The 12,873-nt window shown below is 60.4% G+C and carries 15 protein-coding genes; all 15 read right to left on the reverse strand.

Annotation, left to right across the window (positions count from 1 at the left end; all coding sequences use genetic code 11):
* Window positions 1-1,095 (reverse strand): DUF2163 domain-containing protein, encoded by a 1,095-nt coding sequence (locus J8I33_RS15915; RefSeq protein WP_209937783.1) that lies wholly within the window; start codon window positions 1,093-1,095, stop codon window positions 1-3.
* Entirely contained in the window at window positions 1,092-1,955 is an 864-nt protein-coding gene (locus J8I33_RS34485) for a DUF2460 domain-containing protein (protein WP_245172074.1), read from the reverse strand. The genes J8I33_RS15915 and J8I33_RS34485 overlap by 4 nt, the downstream gene beginning before the upstream one ends.
* Window positions 1,955-4,924, reverse strand: a complete 2,970-nt coding sequence (locus J8I33_RS15925; protein WP_209937790.1) for a phage tail tape measure protein — start codon at window positions 4,922-4,924, stop codon at window positions 1,955-1,957. The genes J8I33_RS34485 and J8I33_RS15925 overlap by 1 nt, the downstream gene beginning before the upstream one ends.
* Complete coding sequence (locus J8I33_RS15930) at window positions 4,921-5,352, reverse strand: HK97-gp10 family putative phage morphogenesis protein (protein ID WP_209937798.1); 432 nt, start codon at window positions 5,350-5,352, stop codon at window positions 4,921-4,923. The genes J8I33_RS15925 and J8I33_RS15930 overlap by 4 nt, the downstream gene beginning before the upstream one ends.
* A complete protein-coding gene (locus J8I33_RS15935) occupies window positions 5,345-5,596 on the reverse strand; it encodes a hypothetical protein (RefSeq protein ID WP_209937806.1) in 252 nt (83 codons plus the stop codon). Before J8I33_RS15935 ends, J8I33_RS15930 begins: the two co-directional genes overlap by 8 nt.
* A gap of 44 nt (window positions 5,597-5,640) precedes the next feature.
* Window positions 5,641-6,063, reverse strand: coding sequence for a hypothetical protein (locus J8I33_RS15940; RefSeq protein WP_209937813.1), 423 nt, complete (start codon window positions 6,061-6,063; stop codon window positions 5,641-5,643).
* Window positions 6,064-6,109: 46 nt separating this feature from the next.
* Window positions 6,110-6,748 (reverse strand): phage tail tube protein, encoded by a 639-nt coding sequence (locus J8I33_RS15945; protein WP_053524117.1) that lies wholly within the window; start codon window positions 6,746-6,748, stop codon window positions 6,110-6,112.
* A gap of 78 nt (window positions 6,749-6,826) precedes the next feature.
* Complete coding sequence (locus J8I33_RS15950; RefSeq protein WP_209937821.1) at window positions 6,827-7,201, reverse strand: DUF3168 domain-containing protein; 375 nt, start codon at window positions 7,199-7,201, stop codon at window positions 6,827-6,829.
* Complete coding sequence (locus J8I33_RS15955) at window positions 7,194-7,559, reverse strand: phage head closure protein (RefSeq protein WP_209937829.1); 366 nt, start codon at window positions 7,557-7,559, stop codon at window positions 7,194-7,196. The genes J8I33_RS15950 and J8I33_RS15955 overlap by 8 nt, the downstream gene beginning before the upstream one ends.
* A 21-nt stretch (window positions 7,560-7,580) precedes the next feature.
* On the reverse strand, window positions 7,581-8,186 hold the full coding sequence (locus tag J8I33_RS15960) for a head-tail connector protein (RefSeq protein ID WP_209937837.1): 606 nt from the start codon (window positions 8,184-8,186) through the stop codon (window positions 7,581-7,583).
* A gap of 60 nt (window positions 8,187-8,246) precedes the next feature.
* Window positions 8,247-8,696 (reverse strand): hypothetical protein, encoded by a 450-nt coding sequence (locus J8I33_RS15965; protein ID WP_209937844.1) that lies wholly within the window; start codon window positions 8,694-8,696, stop codon window positions 8,247-8,249.
* 70 nt (window positions 8,697-8,766) lie between these two features.
* Entirely contained in the window at window positions 8,767-10,137 is a 1,371-nt protein-coding gene (locus tag J8I33_RS15970) for a phage major capsid protein (protein ID WP_209937851.1), read from the reverse strand.
* Window positions 10,138-10,292: 155 nt separating this feature from the next.
* Window positions 10,293-11,201 (reverse strand): S49 family peptidase, encoded by a 909-nt coding sequence (locus J8I33_RS15975; protein WP_209937859.1) that lies wholly within the window; start codon window positions 11,199-11,201, stop codon window positions 10,293-10,295.
* A complete protein-coding gene (locus J8I33_RS15980) occupies window positions 11,198-12,676 on the reverse strand; it encodes a phage portal protein (protein ID WP_209937867.1) in 1,479 nt (492 codons plus the stop codon). The genes J8I33_RS15975 and J8I33_RS15980 overlap by 4 nt, the downstream gene beginning before the upstream one ends.
* Window positions 12,676-12,873, reverse strand: coding sequence for a hypothetical protein (locus J8I33_RS15985; protein WP_209937875.1), 198 nt, complete (start codon window positions 12,871-12,873; stop codon window positions 12,676-12,678). The genes J8I33_RS15980 and J8I33_RS15985 overlap by 1 nt, the downstream gene beginning before the upstream one ends.

Raw genomic sequence — 12,873 nt, forward strand, 5'->3', positions numbered from 1 at the left:
TCAACTCCCCTGCGCTCGAAGGATCGTGTCGGGACCGGGCACATACGGCTCACCGCGGAAGTGCACGACGTTGTTGTAACGGTCGCGACACGTACCAAATTGCTTATCGCATCCCGCGACAATCGTGTACGTATCGCCGACCTGAATCGGATTCGGCATCGGCATACCCAACGTCACAGAGCCTACGGCAGATGTCTTCACTGGGCCACTAAGGCCGATGTTTGCGCCGCTGGTCCATGTGACATTCCCATACGCGAAATAGCCGACTGCATACGTGAAGTTGATCTTCACGAACCAACCGGCCTGCGCAATGTTGAACGTGTAGAGACCGGTCCCGGACACCGAATACTGACCAGCGCCGGGCGATCCGCCGACCAGCGTCAACGGATTGCCATCTGCGCCGACCACGCCGGCATCCGCTTGGAACGATCCCGATGGCGAGACGACCTGCACCGTGTATGGGCCGGTCGTCGGCACGCGGTGACCGATCGAATCCACGAAGGTCGAGATAGGACCGGTCTGGGTCAGCGATGTGTCGCCCCATTGCAGCTGATTCACGACAGACGTCACGGAACCAGATGCAGTAAGCGGAGCGAGATTGATAGTGCATTTCGCGTCGCCGAGACGTGCGCGGCACATGGGCGAGAACTGATCGCCCTTTGCCTGCTGAAACGTCTGGGAGACACCGCGCAACTCAACCTTCCACGATCCGTTCAGCAGCGTGAAATTGCCGAGATTCCCGTTCACCAGGTTGATCTGGCCCATCGTCAAATCTGCGTAGTTCACGCCGAAAATGAGGACCGCTGCATTGCTCCACACGCCGCCTTCGATATCCGAAAGCGCGAACGCGCCACCGGCAGAAAACAGAAGGCCATCAATTTCGAGATTGGAGGTTGAAAGGCTGGCACCATATTCGATCGCCGACCCTGAAAATCCGTTGAATGCGCTATAGGTAAGACCGCCATAGACGATGTCTACGTCGTGGTCGGTAAATCCCCACACCGATCCATCTGAACGAGTGATCTGCACACAGGTTGCCCATGTCAGCACATCGCTCGCGAGCCATGTGGCCATCGCCGTCGAGATAGACCTCATACACGGATCTCCACGATCGGAATGGAGCCCCACTCGACCACGAGATCGCCGTTCGTTCCGTTTCTGTCGACGATCTGCTTCTTCATTTCATCAACGTCAAAGCGCACCGGAACATCGAACTGACCGACCCATGACAAAGTGTCGCTCGGCTGCGGGTACTTCAGACCGACGCCAGAGCCGACGGTGATCGTTTTACCGCTCGTATTGACGGTCAGGGAATATTGCGATCCTGAAATGGAATTGATGGTCGACTGCTTCCCATTTAGCAGGCCCGCATCGGCACCACCCAATCCCGTTAAGGTAAGAAGTCCGCCGGCGCTTAGACCTGGAAGCGCAGCGTTGAGTGTTACTACCGTCGGAAATCCAACCGCGATAGCCGTTACGGCCGACGATGCGGATGCCGACAGAGTGACGAGCCCAGTAGTGGTATCAACGGTCACGCCAGTTGTCAGTGTCGTGCCGTTTAAAATAACCGAGACAGTGCCAGCCACTGGCTTCGATATCAGACGCGTTTCAGTAAATGCCCCCTGCGAATACAGCTTGCCCATCTGATACGAACCTGGGCTTGATTGCGCGATGAGGACGCCGGCGCCCCCATCCGTGAAGTCTGTCCAGTCCTTGATACGAAATCCATAACCGCGTCCTTTCACAACTCGAAAGAACGCGTCGATCGCCGCCGTGTCGGCCGCTTTGAGGGCCCTCATGCCGACCTCGAAATTGATCTTCGATTGACTCCACGCGACGATGCGATTCTCGCGCCCGGAAAATATCGAATTGATCACCGTCGAATACGTCGGCCCCACGACTGCGCCAAATGAAATGCTGTCCGGAAAGCGCGGGGATTCAAGGAACGTTGCCATTACCCATTCCTCCGTTGCGCGATCGACGCACTTTCCATAATCGCGCGGCCCTGCTGCTGTGCTGTTGCGCGCGTCGTGCCGGCCGGTACGTTGACGTTGATGTTCATCACCGAGTTCGAGACATTTCCTGCGCGGGACGCATCAGTTCCTCCGGCACGCAACTCGTGATTCGGGACCACACGCCCAGACTGCTTGGGGACGAATATTTCCGGACCCTTTTCCCCAACCAGATACGGAGTCCCGCCATCTGCAGATCCGCCACCCGCCAGTGCGCCGCCGAGGCCGAATAGAGCCGACATCCCGCTCACACTCGAGTCCGACATCGCGCCGGCCATAACCGCATCCGCCGATCCAGTAACACCGGTCGCCGTAAAACCAAATGCCCCAGCCATGTCACCCTGTCCGAGTCCACCAAGCAAACCGCCCAAACCACCGATACCGCCACTGGAGCCGGTACCGAATCCGCCGATCAGCGTCCCGACCGTCATGGTCGCGACGGTTGCATTAGCGGCGTTGAGGGCGGCGGTATTCTGCGTGGCCGCCCCCATCGAACCGATCGCCTTCGGCAAAATTTGCGCGCCCGTCGTCCCGAAGCCCTTCGTGAGCTTCATCAGACTTTCCAGCGGGTCTCCTGGCAGCAAGTTCGCCGTCTTGGCTGCCACATCAGGATGCGATGCGAAAATACCGCCAGCTATTTGGCCGCCGAACGAAGATGCATTCTCGAATGCCTTCGACATGAGTCCGCGCGTTGCCATCCGCGTGAGATCAGCGAGGATCCCATCCGCCAGCTTGGTGAAACTCACGCGCCCAGTCGTAACGAACTCGACCATCGCGTCTTCCATGCCTTTGATCGTTCGCGTTACCGCTTCCTGCGCCTGAGCAGCGGCGTTGTGCGCGGAATCGACATAGTTAGCAAACGCTGCGGCTGCGCCATTCGTCCAATCGTCCTGCTTGGCCTTCAGCGCCGCGTAGTAATCGTCGAAATCCTGCAGCGATTGATTCAACCCGGCCTTAATTTCGGCCTGCGCCGCAAGATATTGCTGCGTCCCGCGCGCGCTCTTCGGCGTCTCCTTCTCAAGCTGCCATTGAAGGCGCTCGTATTCCGAATAGATAGATTTGATGGCCTGAGCGCGTTGCATCGCTTCATTGCCCATGCCGAACGCATCGAGCTGGCGCTGATGTTGTTCGTTCTGACTGCGCTGATAGTTGCCGATCTGGGCGCGTACTTGAGAAGCGCGTTCGTCGAGCTTCTCGATGTCCTGCTTGAGTTTGAGTTCTCGCTCGTGCTCGATATTGATGGCGAACTGAGCCTTGATGCGGTCCTGCGCCGCAAGGAGGCTTTTCTCGTCGGCCGTGAGGATCTTGCGCTCTTTCAGATCGGAGATCTTCTGGAGGAATTCGGCCTGCTGCTTCTCTGCCTCCGTCAGCTTTTCATTCGTCGAAAGCGCCGCGCGCGTCGCAGCATCCTGATCTCGAAGCTGTTGGATGAAGCGGGTTGCGGCATCTTCATGGAACGCCTTCGGCGCATGGCTGCCCCCCTTCGCGAAGTTGAGTTGATTCGCGCCGACGGGACCGACATTCGGCGTAGGCGGAGCCGTATCGGACCAGAGCTGCTTGATGAACTTCGCGTAGTTCTCACCTTGAGACTTGATATCTCGATACCCAGCCTTCGCCGCGTCGATCATGCCGGAGAAATCGCCAGCGCCGGCGCGATTTGCGATCGTCACGACCGTGGAGAGAGCCGCGCCGGCCTGCTGTGCTCCCACGACAAACGTCGAAATCACGGACGCGGCGCCTTTCACGACGTCCGCGACTCCGGTATAGAAATCGACCAGCATCGGCTTCAACGAAGCGTTTTCCGACAATGCCATCGTGAGATTCATGATGGTAGGCAAGAGCACCGTCTTGGCGCTCATCGACATGGCGTCCATCTTGGCGTGCGCGAGCTCCATGTGCTCCTTGAATGCCGCCATCTGCCTGACCGTATCGTTTCCGATGATGGCACCGGCATCGCGCGCGGCCGTCCCCAGCTCGTGCAACCCCTCTGCCCCGCGATCCAGCAACGGGATCAGGTTCTCGCCCGATGCGCCGAAAATCTCGTTCGCGATGGCAGCCTTCGCGGCACCATCTGCAGATTGATGGAACGCCTCAGCGACCCGCGGAAGCAGATCACTCGGGCTGCTCTTCTTCAGGTCAGCCAGAGAAATGCCGATCGCTGCGAAGGCGGCGGCCGCATCCTTGTTGCCGTGAACTGCTTTGTTCTGCGCCTCACCGAGATCGCTGATCGACTTGACGGTCTCCTTGGCATCGATCCCGGTTGCCTTCGCGGCGAACATCCATTGCTGGATAGAATCCGTGGACATGCCAGTCCGACGAGCGACCTTTTCAACCTCATCGCCATACTCGCCCATGGCCTTGGCGGCCTCATAGGTGGTATGGATCGCCATCGTCACCACGCCCACGAGTGCGCCGACAGACAGCGTGCCCTTGTTCATGATGAGCGACATCGCATCGGTTCTCTCGCCGAGAACCATCAGCGAGCCGGCGAACCGCTTCCAGTTGCCTTGCGATGCTTCATGCGCGAGAACGAGCATCTCGCGCCGCGCGCCGGCGGTCGCAAAGTTGAGACCGTGATGCGCGTTCTCTGCCGCCTTCACCTGGGCGATATAGCTCGCCATGGAATCGCTCACGCCGAGCTGCGCGGCCTTCATCTCAAGCAGTTGGCTTCGCGTCTTGCCGACGGTATCGGCCATACGCATCGTCGACTGCACGAACGAGTTGATCGCACTGGCAGACGCCTTGCTGCCGTTGGTCGCAGCCTCCGTGATCGCCTCTTGCGCGGCCTTCATGCGCTTCGAAACCGCCTCCTGAGATGCGGCAAACGATTCGGCGCTGCGCTTCGCTCGGTCGAGTCCGGCCGTATAGCCGGATGCGTCGACTGTGACGCGTGTAACGCTTTCGTTGCTCATGGGGTGGCTTCCTTGACCTTGCGATCAATCACTTCATCAATGGCTTGCGCAACTTGCCGCTGCTTCGCATCAAACGATGGACGGAGGAACGGTTCAGCCGCCATCTTTGCCGTCCCGTATTCGACAAACCGTCCATAGAACGCGTCTTTGCTCCATGTGACGATGTACGACGCGATTTTTCCTTCGACCGATTTCTCACGGTCATAGGCGATGAGCATGCTGTCGCGAAGCATCCCCGGATACCGCTTCTGCGATGTCGTCTCCCAGCCGCGCACGCCAACCGGCGCGCGCAACTTCACCTCGTCGAAAATCACGCGCGCGCCAGCGACGGCCGCCTGCCGCAAAGTCGACTCGCTGGCCACGTTGCTCAGCGCGCGCAGTTGCGAGGTCAGCGCATCCGGATTGACGATGTAAAAATTCTTAGCCATTTCGGTTCGGAAACATCGTCGAAAACAACAGCTCGGCCTGCGCGTTGGGGTCTTCCAGCAAGATCGGAACATCCGGCTCGTTCGCCGCCTCATGAACCTCATTCCATGGAATGAAATCGAGCGTTTCGAATGGATCGCGCCGCAACTTCGTGTTCCGATTGACGTTAGCGATCATCGACGCGATAGCGCCGGCGCGAAGATCGTCGTAATGGCCCCCGCGCTGGTCAATCTGGTACGAGGCCATGTATTCGACGAACTCCGCGCTCGTGATGCGCTGCTGTAGCTCCCTTACTGGGATGCCGAGGTCGATGCTGAGCCGGAGCCAGAATCGCCGCTCGGGGCGGCGTCGGAGTTTTTTGCAGCCTCCTCCACGGCTTTCGACTGCATACCGTTGAGTCGCATTGCGGCGTCGGCGATCCGGTCGAGCGCGGAGAAGCTTTGCGCGCGAAGTGCCGGGATGTCGCCATCGCTCAACACAAGCTCGCCGGCCTCGTCGACGACGGTCAGCAACAGGAGTGCTGCTTGCTGCTCGCTCACCGGCGCCTTGAGCCGCTGGTCCTGGTTGCTGATGAACGAATCGCGAGCGAGGCCGGACATCTCCGACACGATCACAAACATGTCTTCGCCGAATTCCGGGACCGGCACGCGCTCCGTCTTGAGGCGCGTGCTGTCGAGGATGTCGTGCTTCGTTTCTTTCGAGAGGGTCGGCATTTCAGCTGTCCTGTTCCTTGATAGGTGCGTTGATGAATCGCGGCGATTACGCGTACGTCACGGTGCCGCTGATGCGGATCGAAATGCCCGGCACCTTCATGAGCTGATCGACCCCACCGTCGAGCGGCGTGTTTTTCACGTAGCCGCTGAAGGTGGCCGACTTGCCATTCGGTGCGAGCAACTTGAATTGCTTCAGCGTGCCGTTCTGTTTCGCCTGGTCGCAGGCGACCTGGCCCGGATCGGTGAAATCCTTGTCGACGTCGAACGAGAAGTGGCCGAAATCCTGCAGGCCGAGCATGAATTCCTTGGCCGTGCTCGACAGATTCGTCTTGTCGATTTCGTTCGCCTGGCCGTCGAACCCCTTGAAGCTGGTGATGTTGGCGATCGGCGTCCACGTCGTCGGCGTCGCGGTGCCGCCGCTGGTGTATGCGGAGCCCCCGGTCGTGTCGATGTCGACCGCGAATGTGTTGGTCGTCACGTTCTTGACGACAGCCGTCTGACCGTTGAGCGTCGTATTGCCGCCCAAGCTGGCAAACGTGACGATGTCGCCGTTTGCAAAGCCATGCGCGGCCGAAGTGACGATGGTCGGGTTGCCGAGAGCCAGACCCGTGATGGTCTTTGCGGTGCCAGCGGAACCGGAAACCGAGAAGGTGGTTCCCTGAGCGGAGATTGCGGTCGAAGTCATTTCTGCCTCACAAAAGAAAAAGCCCGCTCAGGGCGGGCCGGTGGAAAAACGCGATGCGCGTATGAGCGATGTAGGGAATTAGGGGGTGAACCAGATCGAAAAATCGACGCGTGAACCGTACAGCTTCGTATCGAAATCGCGCTCGCTCGCCGGCGCGCCCATGCTTGTAGCGTTGATGGGCGGCACACACAAAGCTGCGATGATCGACCTCATCAAGGCGTTCGCTGCAATTCGGTCATCAGCCCAAACTGCGACCTGAAGTCGGCAATTCTGCTGCGCCGAAACGGTCTCGCTCAGATAGCTTGCGGACTTGCCGCCAACGCTCTGATAAACGACATACGGTTTCAGTGCGCCGACCGGAGCCTCGTCCGGATACATGCGGAACGTGCCGTCTCCGTTATCGACCAGCGGCTTGATCGCGGCAACCGCAATCGCCTCTGCCGAGTTAGCCATTGTTGATACCCTCACGCGCCTGAATCATCACCAGGCAATTCCGCTCGTCCTGGTTCATCGAGTCGGTCAAATCAAAAATGCGGGTGCCGAACACCACGCGCATGGCTGCGACGTTCTTCGGTACCTGGAGTTCGGGCCGGTAACGCACGCTGATCATGTGCGTCACCTCGGATTGCGCGCCCTGAGCCAGACGCTTTTCGTAACCAGAAATGGGAGACACCTCTCCGCGGCATTTGAAGACCTCAGTCCATACGTTTTGCGGCTGAAGCAGTGCATCCTGCGCTTGCGACTTCTGCTGAAAACTCAGCACATGACGAAGCCGGCCCGCAGGGACCAGATAGCTATTGACGCCCGGCATTTTCCGCCTCTCTTTTTGCGCTTATGCGGTAGCGACGCGGTACGGGTCGAGCAGCAGATCGAAGAACGGCATCGGATCGACCTTGATCGATCGCTCAGCGACGATTTCCTCCCGGAACGCATACAGCGAACCGATGCGCAGCAGCATCCACCGCTTGATCCCTTCAGGTACGGCCGTATCGTCGCCGTATCCGGCCGTGTAATTGACGGTCACGGCACCGATCTCAGGCATCGGAATCGGCCAGATACGGCCGAACGCCGGCGCGATGCGCGCCGGAAGTGCGGTCAGGTCGGCGACGATGTTGCCATCAGTCGACCGCTGAATTCCACTCGATGGCATATCGAATGCGACAGACTGGATCGTTCCGGACATGTCGCGATACGTAATCGAATTGATTTTCTGCACGACACCGCGCTCGAGCGCAATGCAGATCGGGAAATAATCGAGCGTCAGTTGCCACGTCTGCGTGACAAAGCTGCGCCCGGTGAGCGACTCCGCGAACTGACGCGCCGCCGCAATCAGCGCGGTGATCAACGAATCGTCATCGCTGATATCGACGCGAAGATGCAACTTCGCGGCCGCGAGCGTGATCGGCTCGATAGCGGGCGGAACGGTTTGAACAAGCATAGCGGCTCACAAAGAGGCGGCCCGCTCGCAATTGCGCGCGGGCCGCATACGACTGCCGATTTAGACGACCTGCACGACGCCAGCCTGGTTGAACGCCGATGCCGGCATGAAGCGCGGGGCCACGCCCAGCAACTTCCCGGCGATCAGCGACGCGGCCGTGCCGACCGTCATCGAAAGGCGCACGTAGGCGAAGCCGTTCGTACCGTCGAGATCGGTATCGGCGAGCACCTCGATATACGCCTGCTTGCCGTCTCCGGTCGCTTTGACGATTTGCGTGATCGCCTTGTTCGGCACGTCCTTGGCGCCCGTACCGCTCGAGTCCTGCGCTTGCTGAACCTTTGCGTCCAGCGTGGCGCTCGCGCCCATGATGCCCGTCTGGATCTCGGCGCAGATGCGATGGAAGTTGGCGACCGAGACCCAGCCGGTCGTTACCGTGCCAGCCGCCTGGCTGATCGGATCGATGGTGGCGAGCACCGAAACGCCCTCGGTGTATTTGATGTTCCCGTTCATGAGAAAGCTCCGATAGAAAATCGATTGATGGACAGGCGGCTCGCGCCGCCCATCTCACATCCGCCGACGATCAGCGCGCGCCGAGCGTGACGAAGTAGCTGCGGGTGTTGGTGCTCTTGCCGGTCGGCGGCGTCACCGGCGCCTGCATCACCGGCTGACCGTCGATTCGGAAGATGAACCGGAACGCCGTCGCATTCGCGTCGAAGTACAGATGCATCGACGTCGCGGTCTCGAGGCCGCCAGCCTTCGTGATCGTGCGGTAACCCTTCAGCGAGATCAACGAAAGGTCGGACTGCGAGCTGAGTGCCGCAGCATGCTCCGTCAGGATCAGCGGCCGACCGTTCAGCGTGCCGTCATATCCGCCGTCACGCAGACCGGTACCGGGCGGCAGGAAGATCGGGATCTGCCCGACAACCAGGCTTTCGAGCGCGGGAAGGATGTCCGGGTTGCCGATCCAGATCGCGTTCTTGAGCTGCCCGGTCAGGAGACGGCTGCGCATCTTCGAGATATTCGGCTGCAGAATCGTGCCCGACGATTGACTCCCCTCCTTGGCAACGACGACGAGTGCATTGCTGTTCATGCAGCCCTGCGGTTGCGCGCCGCCCGTGCCGTACAGGATCGCTTCGTTCGTTTTCCACTGGATGCGATCGCTCGCCAGCGGCGTCAGGTACGAGCCCAACGCCGGCGCGTCCTCGAGCAGCTCGTTCGTCACCGGAACCAAAACCATCAGCTCCTTCAGGCGCAGCATCTCGGTGCCGAGTTGCATTTTCGATTGCGCGGTCGCCGAACCTTCGCCCTTCCAGTACGCCTGGATGCCCGAACCCCACGGCGTCGTTTCGTCTTTCGGGAAGACCATGCTGTTGCTCGACGTCTCGGTGTTCAGCGTCATCGGCACGAGCGAGCCATCCTCGATCGAGAGACGCCAGATCTCTTGCGAGAATTCCGGCGGCACGGCGAAACCACCGTCTGCGCCATTGCTCTCGTTGTTGAACGTCGTCGGGGCTGCGGCCATGATGCCGAGGCGACGGTCGAGCGGCGCGCCAGTGAGCGATGCCATCGCGGCACCGCGAACGGCGCGCGAGAAGTCGCCGAAGCTCTGGAAGCCGCGGCGCGGATCGCGCATCACGTTGTCTTCGACCGAGATACTCGCACCGCTCGGAACGACGACGCCCGACGGCGCCGCATTCGCGCCGGATGCACCACCGGTCATCGGAGCGATGGCACGCAGGCCAGCTTCTTCGGTGATCAGAGCCTGCTCGCGGTCGATCGATGCCTGCGTTGCGACGATGCCTTCTCGCATCGCATGATACTGGGCCGTTTCTTCATCGGTCCAACCGCGGCTTTCGGCCTGAGCCTTGGCATCGGTTTCATCGTTGAACTTGCGGGCGGCAGCGACCTGTTCGGTCTTCTTCGCCTGAAGTGCGCGGAGTTTGACGGACATTTCAGTTCTCCAGAAATGCAAAAACCGCCCGGAGGCGGTTGAAATTAAAAACCCGCACATGGCGGGCTTACGGGTCGCACAACGGCCCGAAGGGGCCGCGCTCGCGAGCCGAAGGACTCGCTAGCGGGTGGGCCGTGCCAGCCCTTGCCTTGAAATTAGATAGAAAGAAGGTCGATCTCGTTGCGGTTTGCCTGCGCGGAGCGGCCCGGTGCGCGCGATGCCTTTGCATCGCGCTGCATTTTGCGAATCACCTGGTCGACGTTCATCACGCCATCAATCATGCCGGCAGCGAGCGCTGCATCGGCACCGAGAACGCGACCCTGGCCCATTCCGTTGCGCACCGTATCGATCGGCACGTTGCGGCCCTTCGCGACCGCCTTCGTGAACATCGCGTAATAGTCTTGTGCGCGCCGCTCCTGATAGGCGACTGCCTCCGGCGAGAGACCATCGCTGAATGGGCTCATTTCGGTCTTGTACTTGCCGGCGCTGAACAGTTGGATGTCGACGCCAGCCATTTCCATCGCTTTCGCGATGTTCTGATAGCCGGAATAGACTCCGATGCTGCCCACCTCACCGCCCGGCGTGCAATACGCCTCCGTGCATTGCGAGAGTGCCCAGTAACCAGCCGACGCGGCAAGACTCTGCGCCACGCCGATGACGGGCTTCGATGCCTTCACGCGATTGATCACGTCGCCGAGCTCCGCGGTGCCATAGACACTGCCGCCAGGCGTGTTGAACACCATCAGGATTTGCCCGACGGTTTCATCGTTCTCCGCATCGGTGAGCTGCTGCGCTACCACTCTGGCGCTCGCGCCGCCCTCGCAGACGTCGATATCACCGGGCCATTCGACCATTGCACCGAACACGTTGATCACGGCGATGTTGCCGGCCCGGCTGGACTGCCGAGCCGACGATTGCGAAGCCGCTTCAGGAGCAGGTTGCGATGCCGGCGGCAACGATCCTGCATAGTGCGATGCGAGAACGCCAGCATATGCAGCCATACGCTCCGGCATGAGAGCCCACGGATGGGACAGCGCCCACGCGATCAGATGTGCGTTTTTCATGTGAAATCTCCAGACCCAAGGCTCAGAAATGCGATGGTGAGTTGCTCGACTGTATCCGACGGATCGGGACTCCATGTCGCCGCGAGTTCTTCCGAGATCCCGAGCGCCTCGGCGAGCAACCGAGCCGGCACCGGTTGACCGGCAACGACACGTCGCGCCAGGCGCTCGGCATTTCCACGAAGAACCCGCGCCAGGCGCGCGGAGGCATCGTTGTCGCCCTGATCATCCTGAGTCGGCGCAGGAAGTTTGGCGGGCGGCGGCGCACCCTTTGTCACCGTCGGCTCGCCGGCCGCATCAACGGTCGTCACGTTGAGCGGCATCAGCGGTTTGTCCAGTCCGGCGAGCGGGTCATAGCCCTCTTCGCCGCGTCCCTCGTTACGCGTCATGACGCCAGCAGTGACGAGCGTGCTGATGCGGCCCGCGCGTGCGACGCCATCGCCGCGCATCATGGGCTTGTGATCGAACTCGGGATCGAGATCCGAGTCCGGGCCCAGCAAGTTGAAGCACATCGAATATTCCCAGAGCCGCGCCCACGGAAGCATGGTGTCGGTCCAGAACTCGATGGACAGGTGTTCGATGTTGCTGAATGTCGCCTTGCTCAGGTCGCCGATCTTATGCGGCGGCACTCGGAAAATGCGCGCGATTTCGGTCGTCTTCGCGCCGCGCGCCTCGATGAACTGGCTGTCTTTGTTGTTCATGCCCAGTTCATGGAACTTCATGCCGCGCTCGAGCACGGCAACCTTGCCGCGGTTCGCGCCGCCCTGCATTTCCTGCCAGGAGTCGCGGAATTGTTGCTTGACTTCCTTGCTGCCAAACGTCCCCGGATACTCGATCCAACCGCCGCCGGGCTTCGCATCGTTTGCAAAGAAGCGTGTCGAGTAGTCCTGCATCGACAAGCCCTCGCCGAACGCTTCCCGTGCCAAACCGATGAGGCTCAGCCCCATATAGCCGTCATCGCTCATGCCGCGCAGATGCCAGATCTCATGTCGGCTGTAATAGATGATCTGGGCGTTCTGGTCGACATACCGATAGCGATATGACCCATTGCTCAGCGGCTCGATCGACATCCGATCCGGATGGAGCGGCAGAAGTTCGGTAATCTCGCCGGCACCGTTGGCTGTGATCTGGCTGAATGCATTCCCGCGCAACGCGAGATGTCCGGCGAGCATCATTCGATACTCATACGGCGACTGAAAGCGATTCGGTGCCTTCTCGATCAGCTTATACAGCCAGTGCTTGTGCTCGCGCGTGCGGCCACCGCCCGCCTTCGGCTTGTAGAGCTCGAACGGCATGATCGCGAACGATTCGGCCAAGACGCGCACACACGCCAGAACATCGGGCAGCGAAAGCGCGGATGTTGCCGTGACACGCGATCCGGCCGTCGACCGATAGCCGAGCGGCGCGAACCAGAAATTCCCCCACGGGGATTTGTCGCTCGGCGCACCGATGTCGGCGCGAATGCGCGAGATGAACATCAGGCCACCTCGCTCTCGTCAGCCTTCTTCGGCCGCGGTGGCTGTTCCCAGCCAGCGAGATACGCAGCCACCAGCGTCAGCGCGATGAGGAGGCCGCCGGCCGCGATAATGCCCCACCCGACATTCAGAATGACGCCGCCAGCGAGCACCATCAGCCAACCCAACAACAGGCAGAGGTTGAAGACTTTGATATTCAC

It is taken from the genome of Burkholderia sp. AcTa6-5, from assembly GCF_017815075.1.
Taxonomy (GTDB): domain Bacteria; phylum Pseudomonadota; class Gammaproteobacteria; order Burkholderiales; family Burkholderiaceae; genus Burkholderia; species Burkholderia sola.